The 17,579-nt window shown below is 39.8% G+C and carries 14 protein-coding genes; 3 read left to right on the plus strand and 11 right to left on the minus strand.

Features of this window, described 5'->3' with window-relative positions:
- The 4 genes from DSM02_RS03750 to DSM02_RS03765 all read right to left on the minus strand — a co-directional run bounded on the left by DSM02_RS03750 (position 1) and on the right by DSM02_RS03765 (position 5,595).
- Positions 1 to 3,357 carry a SusC/RagA family TonB-linked outer membrane protein gene (locus DSM02_RS03750; protein ID WP_128764411.1) on the minus strand — a complete coding sequence of 1,119 codons (3,357 nt, stop codon included), beginning with the start codon at positions 3,355 to 3,357 and terminating at the stop codon, positions 1 to 3.
- A gap of 10 nt (positions 3,358 to 3,367) precedes the next feature.
- Positions 3,368 to 4,483, minus strand: coding sequence for a FecR family protein (locus tag DSM02_RS03755; protein ID WP_128764412.1), 1,116 nt, complete (start codon positions 4,481 to 4,483; stop codon positions 3,368 to 3,370).
- 76 nt (positions 4,484 to 4,559) lie between these two features.
- Complete coding sequence (locus DSM02_RS03760) at positions 4,560 to 5,165, minus strand: RNA polymerase sigma-70 factor (protein ID WP_128764413.1); 606 nt, start codon at positions 5,163 to 5,165, stop codon at positions 4,560 to 4,562.
- Positions 5,166 to 5,448: 283 nt separating this feature from the next.
- Positions 5,449 to 5,595, minus strand: coding sequence for an RteC domain-containing protein (locus DSM02_RS03765; RefSeq protein WP_128763320.1), 147 nt, complete (start codon positions 5,593 to 5,595; stop codon positions 5,449 to 5,451).
- A gap of 457 nt (positions 5,596 to 6,052) precedes the next feature.
- Here DSM02_RS03765 and DSM02_RS03770 point away from each other — a divergent pair, with 457 nt between their 5' ends.
- From DSM02_RS03770 to DSM02_RS03780, 3 genes are read left to right on the plus strand one after another with little or no spacing between them, the layout of a single operon-like run.
- A complete protein-coding gene (locus tag DSM02_RS03770; RefSeq protein ID WP_128764414.1) occupies positions 6,053 to 6,565 on the plus strand; it encodes a T9SS type A sorting domain-containing protein in 513 nt (170 codons plus the stop codon).
- A gap of 5 nt (positions 6,566 to 6,570) precedes the next feature.
- On the plus strand, positions 6,571 to 7,500 hold the full coding sequence (locus DSM02_RS03775) for a hypothetical protein (protein ID WP_128764415.1): 930 nt from the start codon (positions 6,571 to 6,573) through the stop codon (positions 7,498 to 7,500).
- The gene (locus DSM02_RS03780) at positions 7,497 to 9,818 is read left to right on the plus strand and encodes a hypothetical protein (protein WP_128764416.1); all 2,322 of its coding nucleotides are present in this window, start codon (positions 7,497 to 7,499) and stop codon (positions 9,816 to 9,818) included. Before DSM02_RS03775 ends, DSM02_RS03780 begins: the two co-directional genes overlap by 4 nt.
- Positions 9,819 to 9,873: 55 nt before the next feature.
- Here DSM02_RS03780 and DSM02_RS03785 read toward each other — a convergent pair whose 3' ends face one another.
- From DSM02_RS03785 to DSM02_RS03815, 7 genes are all read right to left on the minus strand, one after another.
- Positions 9,874 to 11,136, minus strand: coding sequence for a WcaI family glycosyltransferase (locus tag DSM02_RS03785; RefSeq protein ID WP_128763324.1), 1,263 nt, complete (start codon positions 11,134 to 11,136; stop codon positions 9,874 to 9,876).
- Complete coding sequence (locus DSM02_RS03790; protein ID WP_128764417.1) at positions 11,106 to 12,071, minus strand: NAD-dependent epimerase/dehydratase family protein; 966 nt, start codon at positions 12,069 to 12,071, stop codon at positions 11,106 to 11,108. Before DSM02_RS03790 ends, DSM02_RS03785 begins: the two co-directional genes overlap by 31 nt.
- The gene (locus DSM02_RS03795) at positions 12,068 to 12,619 is read right to left on the minus strand and encodes a WcaF family extracellular polysaccharide biosynthesis acetyltransferase (RefSeq protein ID WP_128763326.1); all 552 of its coding nucleotides are present in this window, start codon (positions 12,617 to 12,619) and stop codon (positions 12,068 to 12,070) included. The genes DSM02_RS03790 and DSM02_RS03795 overlap by 4 nt, the downstream gene beginning before the upstream one ends.
- A gap of 4 nt (positions 12,620 to 12,623) precedes the next feature.
- Positions 12,624 to 13,808 (minus strand): glycosyltransferase, encoded by a 1,185-nt coding sequence (locus DSM02_RS03800; protein WP_128764418.1) that lies wholly within the window; start codon positions 13,806 to 13,808, stop codon positions 12,624 to 12,626.
- Entirely contained in the window at positions 13,805 to 14,929 is a 1,125-nt protein-coding gene (locus tag DSM02_RS03805; protein WP_205875081.1) for a glycosyltransferase, read from the minus strand. Before DSM02_RS03805 ends, DSM02_RS03800 begins: the two co-directional genes overlap by 4 nt.
- A 69-nt stretch (positions 14,930 to 14,998) precedes the next feature.
- Positions 14,999 to 16,252 (minus strand): hypothetical protein, encoded by a 1,254-nt coding sequence (locus DSM02_RS03810; protein WP_205875083.1) that lies wholly within the window; start codon positions 16,250 to 16,252, stop codon positions 14,999 to 15,001.
- A gap of 74 nt (positions 16,253 to 16,326) precedes the next feature.
- Positions 16,327 to 17,574: a glycosyltransferase family 4 protein gene (locus tag DSM02_RS03815; RefSeq protein ID WP_128764420.1), complete on the minus strand. Its 1,248-nt coding sequence runs from the start codon at positions 17,572 to 17,574 to the stop codon at positions 16,327 to 16,329.
- Positions 17,575 to 17,579 lie beyond the last annotated feature (5 nt).

Below are 17,579 nucleotides of genomic sequence, written 5' to 3' on the forward strand. Positions count from 1 at the left end.
TTAAAAGCTGGTTTTAACTCCTAGTGAAATCGTGCGTGCCTGTGGATAGGTAAAACGGAATTCGCGAATCCCATTACGTCCCGCCGGCGATTTGTCTTTATACCAATAGGCTACATTAGATACATCGAGAAATACTGAAAGTTGGTCTAACGGAACCTTCAATGTACGCACTGGTATAGTATAGGTCAGGTTGATATTACTCAGTTTGATAAACGTAGCGTCGTACAAATATTTACTCATGTTAGCGGCTATAGGGTTGGTATTGCTCACTAAAGGCTGTAAGGCTGCAGTGTCTCCCGGGCCTCTCCAATAATCAAACGCATTCACGGAAAGATTACGGCTCGTTGTAAAATTATACTGCGAGATCAGTTGGTAATCGGCCAAGTACTCCCCGCCTATTTGGTACGATCCTCTCACGCTCAGGCTCAAACTGTTCCCAAATTGAAAACTGGTGCTGAATCCTCCATAAGCATCCGGCTGACTGTCTCCAATGGGTTGCCAGTTGGCTTCGGTATATAAAGAGCGGTAGGTCGCAAGGTCATAAACCTGATCATTATACCGAATCATATCTCTTCCCGTTGCCGGATCGATACCTGCCCAAACCAGTCCCCAGATCGCAGAGGTGCTATAGCCGATACGTTGTGCAAGAGCACGTGCTGCAGTAGAATAATCACTTCCCAGCCCAACCAAATCGGTTACCTCATTCTTAAGGGTCGCAATATTGAAACTCGTATTCCATTTAAGTTTCTTACTATCTACCCATTGCATACGTGCGCTAAACTCCAGCCCGGTGTTGTACATCTGCGCAGCATTGAGTTGCAGACTACTAAACCCACTTTCTGAAGGAATATCACGCGAGGTGATCAGGTCCCTAATATCGTCGTAATAATATTCTGCAGTAAGCTGTAAACGTCCAAACAGGTTGATGTCGAGCCCAGCATTGTACTTGATGTTACGTTCCCAACTCAACTGCGGATTGGGTGCTGCACTAGGCGTTGCTTCCGTCAGACCATTATACCCCGAATTGATGCGGCGGTTGTACAAGCCTAAAGCACGGTACGAACCAATACGCGAATTCCCGGTGCTTCCGTAACTGGTACGCAGTCTTAAAAAATCTAACCAAGCGGTGTCGTTCAAAAAATCTTCTTTTGAAAGTACCCAACTCAATCCGGCACCGCCGTTGTAGGCCACATTGCTGTCGCTACCAAAGACCGAACTCTCATCTCTTCGGAAATTGGCCAGAAAATAATACTTGCCTTTATAGTTATAATTCACCTGCCCGTAAAACGAAACCCGGGAGTTGTTATTGATATCGGCACGGTATGTTTGGTTACTGAAACGCTCATCTACAGCGGTATCCAGATTATCATCCTGTACCGCATCGGCAACCGCATTAATGCTGTCAGGGTTGGTGAACCCGGTTCCTGAAGCATAATCCAGATCGGTTTTTTCCTCACTCAGTTCGAGTCCGCCCAGGATATCAAAACCGTGATCGCCCCATTGTTTTTCATAGAAAACCTGCGTTTGCCAGTTCCAGCGGGTGCTATTACGCCCATTGATTATGCGACGTCCCCAGCGTGGGTAGGTTTCTCCATCAAGCACAAAAGTTCCGTTCCCTCTTCCGCTTTCATTGGCGCCCGAAAAATAACGGTCTTGCTCTTTGTCTTTATAATCTAAACCGAATAGAGACGAAATCTTTAAGCCTTCGATCACCTGATAATTGATGTTAAAGCTTCCCAGGAGGCCGTAACCGGTGTTGTCATTTCGATTTTGTGCAATGGCAGCTAGCGGATTGGCTACGGTGTTTACACCGAGTAATGCAAAAGAACCGTCTTCGTTATACGGACTCAAGCGCGGTACAAAAGCATACCCATAATAGATATTGGGTTGTGTGCGTTGCTGATAGCTGGGAGAAAGGGATAAGCGGAAGTTTAACTTCCCCAAATCATACCCTAAATTGATGTTGGCATTAACCTGTTTATTCTCATTACCCATTTGTGGCTCATCGATATCCAGATAGGTAACGCTGGCCCGGTAATTAAAGCGTTCTGAAGCTCCCGAAGCACTCAGGTTGTATTTAGTATACACCCCGGTAGTGTTTAAGAGATCAAACCAGTTGGTATTTAAACCATTCTCCAAAAGTAAGGTTCCCCCAGTATTGCGTAAAAATTCGTTGCGCAATTGGGTGTATTGCGAGCCGCTCAAATACTGAATTTGATTGATCGCTTCAGAAACTCCCAACTGCGTAGAAAAGCTGTAGCGGGTCTTGCCGCGTTTTCCTTTTTTGGTGGTGATAATGATCACGCCGTTAGCTCCATCGGCACCATAAATACCCACTGCTGCAGCATCTTTCAAAACGTTGATGCTTTCTATATCTCCAGGAGCGATCTTAGCCAACGGATTGGTAAACGATTCTCCGGCAACCCCTCCCCCATCAAAAAACGCATTGTCGATCCCGGTTTCTTCCGTCATGATCACACCGTCAATAATAATGAGCGGCTGGGTAGAGGTTCCCAATAAGGGATTGTTAAGCGGCGTCAACGAACCCTGTCCGCGAATATCGATACGCACCGGTTCACCCACGCCCGAAGTATTCTCTATCAGTACCCCGGCTACCTGCCCTTCCAGCATTTTATCGATGCTTTCTGAAGCCTGCTCTATGGGTATTTCTTTATCGGTCACGGTGACAATACTTCCTACCACTTCCTCCTTTAGCTTTTGAGTACCGTATGAAGAGGTAATCACTACCTGATCCAGTTCGTTTTGCGCTTCTTCCATCTGAATGTCTAATCGGCTGCGTGATCCTAAAGTCACGAGTTGGGTTTCCATTCCCAGATAGTTTACCTCCAGCTGTACGGCATTCAGAGCAACGGCTTGCACCAAGTACTTAAAGTTTCCGGCTGCGTCGGTCATCACTCCCTTTCGGGTATTTACCACAGTAAGCGTAGCGCCAGGCAAGGGATTGCCATAGGTATCGTGTACAGTCCCGGTAATCATTCGGCTTTGCTCTTGATTTTGTAAAGCCGGTTTTTGTTCTAAAATGATAACCTGCTTACCTTTTATCGTATACCGGTAGGGTAATTCGGAAAAAATAGCATCTAATAATTGAACAAGTTCTGTATCTGTAGGTGCTTTTTGTAAACTGGTGTTTAAAGTAATCTTACTGGTATTATATACAAAACGGTAATCTGTTTGTGCCTCTACCAAAGCTATCAGTTGATCCAGACTTTGAGGAACCTGATCTATTTTAACCTTTATTTGTTGTGCTTGAAGCGTTGTAGAAAAACTCATTAAAAGCATTCCAAAAAAGAACAAGTGGTACGGTAGGCTCCATACCCGTAGTTTAGTTTTTATCATTAGCTATAAATTAATGGTTGGTGTTAGGTTTGGTTAGGGTAATATGTTGACCATGGATCTCATACACAAAATCTGTATCCAACTGAAGTACTTGAAGGAGCTGCTCAATGCCTAAATCAAGTTTTACAGTACCGCTAAAGCTTTGCTGCGCCAACTGCGGATAGTGGTTATGAATCTTTACATTATAATGCCGCTCTAGCCTTTTTAAGATTTCCGTACATGGCGTATTATCCAATAACAGCTCACCGTAAATCCAGGCGATTTCTTGCTCTATATTGCCGGCCTTTTTGGTAAACTCCTGGGTGTTTCGGTTATAAGAAGCCAACTCTCCCGGGATCAATACCATACCAGACTTAAGTTTTTTATTTTGATGAAGCCCTACAGCGCCTTCTTCCAATGCGGTCTCAATAAAACCAGATTCTGCATAAGCCTTGACATTAAAGCGGGTGCCCAATACGGCTACAGTTAGAGGACCGGTATGCACCTGAAAAGGTTTTTGAGGGTTTTTAGCTACATCAAAAAAGCCTTCCCCTGTTAAACGTACTTCTCGTGTTGCTCCAGTAAAGACATTAGGAAACTCCAAAGTACTTCCTGCGTTAAGATATACCTGAGAGCCATCGGCTAACAAAACTTTGTAGGTTTTACCATAAGGTACCGTGATGCGTTGGGGCAAAATCTGTGTGCTGTCGGCATCTTTTTCGTATGTTATCTGTTGCGCAGTTGCTTCTGCTACCTGCATACCGTTAGCAGCAGTAATCAAGACCGGTTGCTCTTTTTCTAGGGTATAAGAGTCATCTTGTGATACCTCAAGTACAATGGCATTTTCTGTTTTGGGTTCAAATGCAGATCGCGAAGCATACCAGGTGAGTGCTCCTCCAAGCAACACTAAAAAGACCGCTGCGTATCTCCAAATTTTAGTCCGGCTTTGTTTTGGTTTCAATTGAGGACGTTGATTCTTTAAAAGGCTGGCATCCATCTGAGCTTCTGAAGTAAGCGCCCAGGCTGTTTTCAGTTGTATAAATTCCTGTCTATTTCGAGGAGCTGCTTCAATCCACGCAAACAACACATCGACTTCTGCTTCTGTTGCTTCATTGTTGAAATATTTATAGAGAATAGCTTTATCCATTGTTTTAAATAGCAGGTTTGATCTAAGTACAACTCAGAATCAGCAAACCCTATGTTAAATTGTGATTTTTTTAAGATTAGTCTAGAAAGAGGGCGATCAAAAAGGCAGGAAGGTAGTCTGAAAGTGCCTCTCGAAGGTGATTTAAAGCCCGTGTCATATGGGCTTCTACCGTTTTGATAGATATATTCAACTCGGTTGCAATCTCTGCGTTCTTTTTATACGCTACCCGCTTCATAGTATAGATAATTTGGGTCTGCTCGGGGAGTTGTTCTAAAAAACGCGAAACATTTTCTTGCAGTTCAGTAAGACTCAAACTGTCGTAATCCAATGCATTCAAGACTTCAAGATTCAGATTCTGTTCTTTTTCAGCCAATGCCACATTCCGGTAGTTCCGCACCACCTTCTCATGTTTGAGTACATTAAGACATTTAGACTTGGCTGCAGTATATAAAAAAGAGGGTATCCCTTCAGGCTTTTGAAGATTTTCCCGATTCAACCAAAGATTTATAAAAGCCTCTTGAGCCATGCTTCGGGCTTGCTCCTCGTCATATACAAACTGTTTACAAAAGCCGGTGACAGCAGGATAATAGCGTTCAAAAAAGTGTGTAAAGGCCCGTTCACTTCCTCCCTTCAATTGAGAGAAAAGCAAAGCTTCAGAAGTATGATCAGGTTTAGGGGACATGACAGATAAACTTAACTGCAAATATACTCATTATTTAGAATGAGAATAAATAATAAAGACTTTTGTACACTAGCCTTTCAACGTACAATCAATATTAGTATTTTTTTTTCAACTCCTTGTTTGGGAAATTGGGCATTGCTATTGCCGCTTGAGACTTGAGACTCTTAATATAGCAAAGTAGCCATACAAGACATAAAGAGCTAACGTATTGTCATTTCGAGAATTCACCCTGAGCGATAGCCGAAGGGGTTCTTTGAAAACAGGTGAATTCAATAACCTGTAATCAAGCCTCATCCTGCCGCATCTTATACTCCAACTTCAGGATCAGCTCTTCCAGAAACTTAGTTCTGCTACCCTTTCGGGCTTTGATTTCCCCATACGTTTTATAAACCCCATCCAGCTTAACATTAAAAAAATCCTCAGAGGCCAATACAGCAAAACAGCCTGTTACTTAACGTATTATTAGGAAAGTCGCATACTATGCTAATTGGTACAGCAGTAGTTATCTGATTTTAGAAGACAGTACGTATTGGATTCCATCCTGTTTGCCTTCGCTTGATCCAGCAAATATTGTGAAGTACACTTCAAAAGTGTGTATTTCTTTTCAGACTATTAATTAGCGTCATCCAAATTAATCGCTTGAAGCGCCAAGATCAATCCAACCGTATATAGCTAATTTTTAAACACTTAAACCAAAACCTCAATTTTTAAGATGTATTTCTAAACAATCTTGATGAGGCCCAGTTTTTTTAAGAAAGCTTAAAAAATACGATATAAAACATTTTATCTGATTTATATGTATTTCATCGATTATTTATTGTTATTTTAGTAAAAAATTAAGAACAACCACATTCTTAACCCTAGTCAACCCCAAATAGAGAATACTTATGAAAGTACTGACACCCCTTAAACTCATCTTTCTAATCTTTATATTCAATTTTCAAAATAATTATTCCCAAACTTCAATAGGTTTGGATACACAATTTGTCAATATGGGTGCTTCAGGCGGCAATCTGAAAAGCGATAAGGGTTCTGTTTCTTTCTCAGTAGGCCAAGTGTTTTTTCATTACTTAAATAATTCTCAAACTACTATATTAGCCGGTGTACAACAACCGGTGGCTTCAGAAGTTTTTTTAGGAACTGAAAAACCAGAACATAATGTGAGTATATTAGCATATCCAAACCCCATAACCGATTTTTTAATACTAGAAATTAAAGATTTTAATAATCCTAATATCACGTATACCATTTTTGACCAAAACGGTTCACGCGTACAACACGAAGTAATTAAAACCGGAAAAACTAAAATAGCATGTCAAAGACTTCAAGCTGCTGCCTATTTTGTAATCATAATGAATAATAACAAACTCATAAAAACATTTAAATTACTTAAAACTTAAAAAAAATGAAATGGATTTTGATAGGTATCTTGTCGCTTTTCATCCTGGTGGAAAGCTATTCCCAAACTCCAGAAAAATTAAGTTATCAGGCCATTGTTCGCGATAGCGAAAACAATCTAATCATAGCGTCGGAAGTTGCTATTAAAATCGATATTCTTAGTGGTTCTCCTGAAGGCAATAGTCTCTATCAAGAAACTCACTATACAACAACAAACGAGAATGGTTTAGTCACTTTAGAGATTGGTACCGGTACAATTAGTTGGGGTGGTTTTGATACAATTGATTGGGGGGCTGATTCACATTTTATTAAAACACAAATAGATCCTACAGGCACAGGAAATTATACGTTAACAGGGGTCACCGAGCTTTTGAGTGTACCCTACGCTTTATATGCAAAACAGGCAGAGACCATAACAGGTACAATCTCTGCGTCTCAGGTAGCTGGTTTAAATACCATCACATTCTCTGAAGATACAGCTTCCGTATTTGATGCTTGGGATCAGGATGTTTCTGATGATTTTGACGGTACGTATGCTAAATTGACTGGAACTCCCGAAATTTACACCAAAACTCAGGTAGACAGCATGAAGATCGCCTGGTTAAAAGAAATTGATGAAACATACCTAACCAGATCAAAAATACTGGATTTCAGAGCTTCTAGAACCATTACTCCCGAAGACATAGGTAACACCATATCGTGCACAGCTAGTGCTACACTAACGATTAGTAAAGGTTTTGACACTATGAAAATTGGAGACTTTATAAATTTAGAAGCACATAACGGTTCGGTATTAACCATCGCTACAGACTCAGGTGTAAAACTCAATTATACATCAGAAAGACCGGGGGTATTGAACAGTTATTCTGGCAATGTCAATTTCGGGTTATTGAGAAAGCAGGGGCCAGACTCCTATATAATTTCGGGACAGCAATGAAAAAAATTCTAGGTATTTTACTAGGTATTTCGTACGCAGCAGTTGCCCAAAATTATTATCCACTCCATAATATACCCAAACCGGCAAACACCTATACCTTAAAGGAGTCTTTAAGAACCAGCGCGGGGGTTTATACCGAAGATGGAACATTGCTTCGAACCCTCTGGAGTAATCTTGAAAAAAAAAGTGGAACTCATCGTGTGGTTTGGGATAGATTGGATGATGAAGGAAAACCGGTAAATGACACTACGACTACTATTAAAATTCTTGCTAATAAGGTTAATTACGAATGGAAAGGCATTATAGGCAACACTTCAAATACACATGGAGGAGACTCCATTTTCAATAATGCGCAAGTCATACAGGGCATGATTCAGGTGGGTGAACAACTCTACTATAACTGTGGTTATAATGAACATGATCCTGCTTTTGAAAAGTTTAAAATTAATAATATCAATAAAAATATCCCGGTACTTTCAAGAATTCATTATGGTTTGGAAGTTCCGTATATCTGTGCAGACGAAAAAAGGATTTTTATAGGAGGTTTAGATATCTGGAATGATCAAAAACCGACAATGGTTTTTGCAATCAATATAGCCGATAATGCTCAGTACGATTTTACCCATGGATCTCAATATACCTTAGCTTCCAACCATAAATATAGATCAGTAATCGGTAGGGTTCAAGGCGAAGAATCTCGAATTACAGGAATGGCGGTTCAGAACAATGGTAATTATTTATTCATAGCAAGAGGCAAGCTCAATAGCATTTCGGTATACGACAAAAATACAGGGCGCTTAGTCAACACCTTTACCGACTTTATAAATCCCAGAGAATTGAAAATTATAGGAAATCAACTTTGGTGTATAAACAATAAGATGATTGAGCAGTACACCATTTTAACCAATGGTTTTCTTGATAATCGTAATATTTTCAACAACACCATTAAAGAACCTTTGGCAATGGCTCTAAATAAAACGGGCAAAAATATTGCTATTGCCGACGGCGAAACCAATCAAATAAAAATTTTTAACTCTGCCGGTTCTCTGATCAAAACTTTAGGTATTTCGGGAGGGTATCGTACAAACCCCAATGTATTAGATCATAAATTTATGCTTATCAACCCGGCACAACCTGAGATGAAAACGTTTCTATGCTATCAGGATGATGGGAAGCTGTGGGTGGGGGATACAGGCAATTATAGATCGCTGCGTTTCAATACCGACTATACTTTAGACGATTTTATAATGTACCAGTGCTGGATAAGGTCTATGGGAGTAGACAGAAGTAATCCCACAAGAGTGTTTGCAAATTATCTAGAGTTCTCGGTGGATATCGAAAAAGGGAACTGGAAATTAGTCAAAAATTGGGCCGGTAATTTTAAAATAGAACAAGATGGGGAATACGACCGTCTAAAGTGGGTGAGTACGCTCAGCAATGGGAAAACATATGCTTTTCAACTTGCTACAAATGCCACTCAATGGGAAGTTGTCGAATTAGCAGACACAGGCTTGCGATATACGGGTATTAAAATTAAAAGAAGAACCCCTACAGCGACCCTGCTCCCAAATGGCAACATTCGCTATTTTGACGGTGAATTGGTCGTAAAGCCCAATCAGCCTCCACTCTACTGGAAAGAACGAAGTTTAACCGGTTTTGATCAAAATGACAATCCGGTATGGGGAGATTTAGAAGAAGTAGCCAATACAGGGATCCTGCAACCCAGTGACCCCATTTACAGGGAAACCATTAGCTGGAACTACCCCCCGAGAAATGATACTGAAAGTAACTTAATAATATCTTTTGAAGGAGGTTCAGCAGCACCTGATTATTCTTCTAACAAGTATCATCTGGGTGCAACGAAAAAGGGGGAAACGGGCTTTAAATGGAAAACAGCTGTAGGAACGGCCAGAAATTATTACGGTCCGTATCCCGAAGACGGGCGATACGATATGGGCAATGGGGTGCAATATCCCGGAGGAGTGATTCTGGTAGAAGGTAAAAATATATTTTGGAATTACCACGGTGAGTTTTGGAAACAAATGCAAACTAATATATTCACACACGTTTACGACAACGGCTTAATGGTTGGGAAATTTGGAGTTACCGGTGCAGACATCTTTAAAGGTAAACGCGTATGGGATCAAACCGGTGTACCTGGTATGGCCGGTAACAACCTTAAGGGAGACATTATTTCTTTAAATGGTGATTTATACATATTGCATGGAGATGAAGGTTGGCACGGTGGTATCCACATTTGGAAAATAAGTAACCTAAACAGTATCAAGGAATTTAACATACCCACTGCGAAAAACTAAACTGAGTCAGTTCCTGACTATTGCTACAGGTGCTGTTTCATAACCCCTTCCGCCTCTATAGCTGATCCAATTGAGTTCTTTCAAATCGTTTCATAATCGTATTGATGGCAAGAAAGTTTTGAGCATAATGTAGCGCATTCCCTTTTAATTGTTGATTTTTCTTCTGAATGGCATTGAGAAGACCATCCCGGAAAGCAATGGGATTCTCAGGCTCAACTACAATGCCCATCTGATGATTGGTTACCACATTGTATAAACCTGTTCCGATATTTGCGGTTATCAAAGCCAGGCCACCTACCGATAAAATATTAGTGAGTTTGGAAGGCATTACCAAATCTCCAGCTTTGGCCTTTTGGATAACCAAATGCACATCTGCTATATTTAGAAATGCATTAAAGTTTTCAAGAGGTTGTAAGGGAAAAAAATAAACATTGGTGATGTTCTCTCGTATGGTCATCTCTTGCAAGCGTAAGCGATAAGGTCCTGTACCGCAAATTATAAATTTAATATCAGGATTTGACTGAACTGTTTTTGCTGTACTGAGAATCATTTCAAGCCCCTGCTTTTCACCAATAGCTCCTGAATACAGAATGATTTTATCGTGAGTTTCAAAACCATAGTTGTTCTTAATCTTTTGTATTTCACTTTCCGAAAAGGGATAAAAGAATGCTGTGTTGGTCCAGTTTGGAAAAAAATAAACTTCTTTTTCAGCTTTTTGTTTGATTTTAGATACCATTCCCTCTGAAATACTGCTAATTACATCCGTTTTATTAAAAATATACTTTTCTACCTTTAACAAACTTTTTATAATATTGGGAGATCGAATCATCCCGAGATCCTGTGCTGCTTCTATTTGCAGATCCTGAATGTGATATACCAATTTACCACCTCTCAATTTTTTATAATAAACCCCTAATAATCCCAATTGAAAACATGGGGCCACTGTAATAATAAGTTGAAATTTTTTACGGAATAGTAAGAGACTCAATTGTAAAAAAGCAGTTATAAAAAAAGAAACATCTACCAGTATGCGTTTGATTCCCGAAGGGTTTTCAGGTACATACATAGGGCATCTATATGTGGTTACACTTCCCCCAGAAGGATGATCTGTTCGTTCTTTAGTAAATTTAAATCTTCGCTTTACGTATGGCTCTTGTACCTCCCAATAAGGATAATAGGGGTATGCAGTGATTACGCTGCAATCATAACCTTCCTGCACGAACCAGTCTATCATTTCCCCACTATATTTACCTATTCCAGTAGGCTCAGGACTAAAATTATAGCCTATTAGTAAAATGCGTTTTGCTCGTGTAACCATTTAATTGTTTTTTTTACGCCTGCTATACGGGTATATGGAGCGTCTCCAGTTATTTTATATAAATTACCTAGTGGCAAAATATTATTTGTAGTCATGTTATTTAATCTAAAACTGCTAATAGGGAATTTAATCCCGGTCTTTATCAACAGATCTCCGGTGAGGGCCGCCAATTTTAATATGAAATAAGGAACTTTCCGTATAGGTCCTTTTCCCATAGCTATCGAGATTTCATTTCCCCATTCGGATATCTGTATTGGTGGATCATCCCCTAAATAATAGGTTTGGAATGCACTGGATTCAGAAATTAGTAACTGATGTATTTGATAGGTTGTGTTATCGATAAATCCATAGGTTTTAGTACAAGCTTTACCAAAATCAAAATACTTTTTCTTAGAAACCACTTTAAAAAAATCTATATAGGGTATACCAAACCATGGCCCCCATATAGAGGTTGGTCGTATTAAGGTCCAGACATAATGAGGGTTCTGTATATTTTTCACGAGCTTTTCTCCTGCAACTTTGCTTTCTCCATAAAGCGTATGAGGTTTATACTCGTCGTAACTTTGGGGAATGTAACCGGGTTCACACACATACATCGACGAAGTGAAGAGGATTTTTTTCAATTTTGGAAGAAGCGCTGCCGCCGCTATAATATTTTGAGTTCCTTCCGTATTAGCTCGATAATATTCTGGCTGGGTTCCATCAAGATCAGTAACCGCTGCAAGATGTATTATAGCATCGGGTTGAAACGCCATCAAGCTTGCTTTCAGCGATTCGAAATCTAAAATATCCACCCCTTTCCAATAGGAGCGATGGGTATCTTTAAGTGGCGGTTTTTTATCAAGATTCTGTACTTCGTAGCCCTTAGAAATCAGACAGTCAATTAAGTTTGTTCCAATAAATCCAGATCCGCCTGTAATGCTTATTTTTTTCATAGTATAATTCTGTCTTTAATAGGGAGTGCAGGAGTACCAACACATATTTTTGCCCCGGGTAAGCTTTTTAAAACACTACTCCGCGCCCCTACGATTGTTCCTTTTCCGATGTGTACTCCGGGTGCCAGATAAACGTCATTGGTAAGCCAACATTCATCTTCAATTGTGATGGGCTTAGAAAAAATATCAAATGTCACTTTATCATATTCATGGCCACCCGTGTTAAAATATACTTTATGAGCAATGGCTACGTGCTTTCCTATGGTGATTTCACCTAGATTATAAAGGACACATTCATCGCCTATCCAGGTATGATCACCTACTTTCAATTTCCAGGGATAGGTTATTTTAACGGTAGATCTTATAAGAACATCTTTTCCAATTTCAGCTCCAAAAAGTCGTAATAAAAACCTCCTCCAAGCAAATAAGAACTGAGGCGACCATTTAAATAAGGTTGCATTTACGATCCACCACAGTTGTACGATGTATTTAGAACGCCCTCTAAAAGATGCGGGCAATTGAAATAATTTCAAATTCTGGTAGTTCATAATATTAGGCAGTAGTAGGAATAATAAGATTTAAAAACCTATGCGTAGTAACAGAAACTCTAAAAAGATCTTCGTAGGTTCTTAGTGCATTTGTTTGCATTTGAGACTTGGTTTCTATTGAGCTGGTAATCCACTTCTTTAACAAAAGATAGGTTCCTTCTGGGTCATCATGTTCAGCAAAACCGCCAGCTCCCCTAACGATTTCCTTCCAAATATTTATTTGCTCAGAAATTAAAACGGCTTTTCCACAAGCAAGAGCTTCAACTACCGCAATACCAAAATTTTCTTGATGACTTGGTAAAATAAATGCTTCACACCCATAAAATGCTCCCCATTTTGACAAACCAGTGAGCATTCCGGGAAACAGTACATGTTCCTCAAGATGTTTTTCCCGAACAAGTCGTATGAGTTGAGTTCCGTAATCTGAATCCTTTCCAGGACCGGCAATAATTAATAAAGGTAGGCTTTGATTTGTTTCATTAAATAATCTAGCATAGGCTTTGATCAACAAGTCTACACCCTTTTTCTCATGAATACGACTTAAAAAAAGAAAGTAAGGTTTGTCTTTGGGTACAGGACATAGTGCAGCAAAGGCACCTCGCATAGATGAAGTAAACGCCGGGGGTTGCTCAACTCCCAACCCTACGACAAGTTCTTGCTTGGGAGAATAACCCTTAAAAGAATGATGTGCCAGCTCTAGTTCTTCTTCACAGGTAAATAGTATTCCATCTAAAGTATTTACTACTTTTTTTTCAATTAACGACCAATACAAAATATTTCTCAAGGCTTTGAGTTTTCGTTCGGGTGCTTGTTGAAAATAAGGGTCGAGCATCCCATGCGGCATCAGATAAAAACGAATTTTACAGTCCTGGTCCATACTAAGCTTTTGGCGGTAACAAACATATTGGGGGTATTGCCACAAACCGTGCACAATAACTACATCAAAACGTCTAATATTTGAAGCCAGCCAAGATTTAATTTTTTTAGAGTAACTCCAAGGATTAACAGTTTCTCCCATTTTATGGAGAGGAAAGCTATCCCTAAAATCAATAGCTGCATCAGGAATATCTGTACTCACTACTTCATTGTGTATGTGCTGCTCTTGAAAGCCTTTTATAAGGGTTCGTATAGCCTGACAAACACCTCCTCTTGTAGGATCCATTTTATCTACAACGTGTAAAATTTTCATGCTTTATAATTGGTGACAAGCGTTTGGTATATATTTTCAATTTGGTCTAAGGCTTCCTGAGTATCAAAGCGTTTAGCGTTACGTATTCCCTGTTCAATGAGTTGCTTACGGGAAGAAGCATCTAAATTTAAAATTTCAGTGACTGCCTTTGAAGATTCTTCAGCCCATTTTGCTATACGATCTTGTTGATCAGGCCTTCGGGGTATATAGCGCGCAGCCAAACCACCCACTTCCGTCATCGGGGCCTCGCCAGTAGTTATCACGGGGCAACCTGAGGCCATTGCCTCTGCAATAGGCCATCCAAATCCTTCTGCTAATGAAGGATATATAAGTAGTTGAGCACAAGCATATGACCAATTTACAGCTTCGTCTGAGGCCGTAGTCCAGAAATAAATTGACGAAGCATAAGGTGAATGTTTTGCTGCATATTTTAATAACTCATCGGGTTCGTGTCCGATTAAAAGTAACGGGAATGATTTAGAATCCAGATCACGCCAGGCGTTGTAAATTTCAATAACGCCTATCCGATTTTTGTACCATTGGTTTCCGCCTACGTGAAGTAAAAAACCTTCAGAAAGATCAAGAGGTATCAATTTGTGCAGCTTGCTTAATAAGCGCGTTTTATCTCCAGGTGCAAATGCTTGATTCAAGCCGTTATAAACCACAGAGGAAGAAGCCGGTATTTTAGCTAAAAAACGGTGAAGATCATTTTGAGTTTTCTGAGATACAGATATAAAATTCGAACCTCTCGTATAACCCTTGTGTATAAGGTATTGATAAAAGCTCCCTAAAATACCTGTTTTTTGATTGGGTATTTCGCTTTTAGCAGATTGTTGTGCTAAAAAATCATGACAGTGAATCACATTTATCCTATTTTCAACCAGAGGAACCCAAGGCCCCAAAGCTTGATCACTAAATACAAAGAGCACCTCGTCATCCAGAGCTCTCAACCGCTTTCGGACGGACTTGGGAAAGAAATAGAACTGATCTATATAACCAAAGTATTTTTTTAGACCAGATGTGGGTGCAAGTTTAAAGGCTTTGGGTACAGGAGACCAGACCGAAACCTCGTGCCCCCGCTCTTTCATACCCTCAGCAAGCATTCTGGTAAATCGTGGCATACTCTGATGGTTTAAAAAATCAGGATGTGAAAAAAAAATGAGTTTCATAAATAAAAAATCAACAGATTACTAAGTATCCTCAGAATTAAAAGAAGCCATCAAAAGACCTCCGCTAAATACAGCAAAACCTAAAGCTGTAGGTTGAGCCCATTGCCCTTGAGGTACGTTCAAAAGAACAAAGCTGAGCATAAACCAAGGTAAACTAGAACCTGCTCTTAAAAATTGATAGGACTTCAGTGTCAGACTTAAACAAAACCCCAATCTAATGAGAATAACCAGAGATCCTAATAAGATACCCAGTTCTCCTATTAGTCTTCCCCATTCTCCTTCCGCGATTAAAAAACTTCGTGCTCCTGTAAGTAAGGTACTCCCTACGTTAGTTCCCATCCCCATTCCATAACCCCAAAAGGGCAAGTTAGGATCACTCGTAAATGAGGTGATGAGATCACCAAGATAACGGTCTATAAGAGTTCCCTCTAGACCGCCCTCAATATCACTTGCAGTATCAAAACGCGAAGTAAAGGCCTCTAAAGGTGCCTTCAGAAGTTCAAACTGACTGATCAAAAAGATAAAGCTGCTAAGAACAAGTCCAATAATAAGTATTGTATAGGAAGGTTTAGATTTATCGATAAGCACAGCCACAAGTGCAAAAACTATGGAAATAATAACCGAAAAGAAAAGACCCCGGCTTATAGAAAAAGGGATAGATGCTGTTAAGGCCAAAGTAGCAAAAATCAACAGGATTCTATTAGCCCCCTGATTAAACCAAAAGTAAAGAACAAATACACTTAAAAAACTAAAAAACAAGGTATTACCATTTGTAAAAGAGAACGTACCTGGAGGTCTAAAGTATCCCAATGCTCCGCTAAATCCCGCTCCATCAGGATCTCCACCTACACCCCTATTTATCCACGCAGATTGTGGACTAAAAAACTGTAAGGTAATTATAATAATCATAGGGATTGAAATCCACAACATAACACGCCCAATCCGCATTACATCCTCTGAATTTAACACCCTACCCATTATAAAAATTAAAGGAAAATGAAGAAGTAGAATACGCGCTCCAAAAAGGATTACTGCAACATTTCCGTGTCCAAAAATTAAACCGGTTCCTATTCCTATTAAGGTGACTACTAGCATTGCCTTTAGATACACAGATGGTACAATCTGATTGTTCTTCCAAGCCACTGCAATAAGCCAAACAGCAACGGGATCACGTATGATTAGTAAGGGCGCTGAAAAACCGGGTAAAAACCACTTCCTTAAACCTCCTTCAAAAATCAACAAAATAAAATAAATCCAGATACCTGTTTTTAGCAACTGATGACGATTTTCTAGGGTTGCAGGTATGGGTAAGTTGCTAAAACGTTCCACGAGAATATAAGGAATATAAACTAAATTGAAGGGTTCTGATCAGATGACAGTAAAGTTTGTGAAAGTGCCTCACCATACACACTCCAAGGACGTTTTCTAGCTGTTTCTAGAGCAGCTGCTCCTACACGTTCTACTTCATCTCGGTTTTCAACAAGGTGCATAATACAGGTTTTTATAGCCTGAGCGGAAGCCGCTTCAATAAGCCAACCATTTACACCATCCTCTATTAAATCAGGGCCTGCCGTACGATCTGTAGTTATTACAGGGGTTCCCTGTGACATCGCTTCAGTAATGACCAATCCAAACCCTTCAAATAATGAAGGAAAAACAAGAACATCTTGTTCGCGCATAAGCTTCAATATGGAGTCATGAGGTAAAGAAGGAATCCAGTTATGGTTTAAAAGCGCAGCATTTAAAGCTTTGCAATTGTCAGTAACTTTAGCACCTACTAAAGTAAGTTCTACCAGCCCCCCTAAATTGGAAACCGCTTCAAACAAATAACTCAGCCCCTTTCGTTGGGATAATCCGCCGACAAATAATAATTTCAAAGGTGAATGTTTTGATTTAATTGGACGGTGTTCAGCGATCGGAGGGAAACCATAAGGTATAGTATGAATAGTACACAATTTACCAGGGTACATCCGTAATGTTTTTGCGGTAAAAGTACTGGCTACAAATATTTTAGTAGCTAGATCCAGTTCATGATCCTTTCTTTGGAGTTTGGCTTCAGAATCGTTGAAATTGAGCAGCGTACTTCCCCATTCTGGATTTTTAATTTGTTCCTCTTTTAAGATTTTATGAGCCGCTCTCCAATAACCGATGGGCAAATCGTAAAAGCAAGATATTCCTTTTTTCTTAGCCTCTGTAAACGAAAGCAGTGCGCCATCTTCATAACAGTATACTCCAAGTAATTGAGCGTTATCTTTTTCAATAATGCGCGATACTTTTTGATCTAAATCACGATAAACCGAATCCACACTAAACATACCCTTTTCATGGACCGTTAAGTTTTTAAGCTTGCCTTTCAGGGCTAGTTGTCGGCCCGCTTCTAAAAAAGGGTACATCCGGGTTAGCGATTCTAATGCCGGATGAAAACTTCGACGTTTAAGTTCTCGAAAAACTTTAATTTCCGAAACTTTATCGAGAATGGTGTTTGGAAATACAGCGATTGTTGTATAAAACCTATAAACCAGATTTTTCTTCAAAAAACCTGCGATCGCCTCTCTAACATTGGCATTCGCAGTGGGATGTGATATTATGATTTTCATGGCTC

The organism is Leeuwenhoekiella polynyae (genome assembly GCF_004104075.1).
GTDB lineage: Bacteria > Bacteroidota > Bacteroidia > Flavobacteriales > Flavobacteriaceae > Leeuwenhoekiella > Leeuwenhoekiella polynyae.

What these genes read in the sequence shown, in the direction of transcription:
- DSM02_RS03770 (WP_128764414.1), top strand. Translation starts at nt 6,053, where the DNA reads ATGAAAGTACTGACACCCCTTAAACTCATCTTTCTAATCTTTATATTC.
- DSM02_RS03780 (WP_128764416.1), top strand. Translation starts at nt 7,497, where the DNA reads ATGAAAAAAATTCTAGGTATTTTACTAGGTATTTCGTACGCAGCAGTT.
- DSM02_RS03750 (WP_128764411.1), bottom strand. Translation starts at nt 3,357, where the DNA reads ATGATAAAAACTAAACTACGGGTATGGAGCCTACCGTACCACTTGTTC.
- DSM02_RS03760 (WP_128764413.1), bottom strand. Translation starts at nt 5,165, where the DNA reads ATGTCCCCTAAACCTGATCATACTTCTGAAGCTTTGCTTTTCTCTCAA.
- DSM02_RS03785 (WP_128763324.1), bottom strand. Translation starts at nt 11,136, where the DNA reads ATGGTTACACGAGCAAAACGCATTTTACTAATAGGCTATAATTTTAGT.
- DSM02_RS03775 (WP_128764415.1), top strand. Translation starts at nt 6,571, where the DNA reads ATGAAATGGATTTTGATAGGTATCTTGTCGCTTTTCATCCTGGTGGAA.
- DSM02_RS03800 (WP_128764418.1), bottom strand. Translation starts at nt 13,808, where the DNA reads ATGAAAATTTTACACGTTGTAGATAAAATGGATCCTACAAGAGGAGGT.
- DSM02_RS03815 (WP_128764420.1), bottom strand. Translation starts at nt 17,574, where the DNA reads ATGAAAATCATAATATCACATCCCACTGCGAATGCCAATGTTAGAGAG.
- DSM02_RS03790 (WP_128764417.1), bottom strand. Translation starts at nt 12,071, where the DNA reads ATGAAAAAAATAAGCATTACAGGCGGATCTGGATTTATTGGAACAAAC.
- DSM02_RS03755 (WP_128764412.1), bottom strand. Translation starts at nt 4,483, where the DNA reads ATGGATAAAGCTATTCTCTATAAATATTTCAACAATGAAGCAACAGAA.
- DSM02_RS03805 (WP_205875081.1), bottom strand. Translation starts at nt 14,929, where the DNA reads ATGCCACGATTTACCAGAATGCTTGCTGAGGGTATGAAAGAGCGGGGG.
- DSM02_RS03795 (WP_128763326.1), bottom strand. Translation starts at nt 12,619, where the DNA reads ATGAACTACCAGAATTTGAAATTATTTCAATTGCCCGCATCTTTTAGA.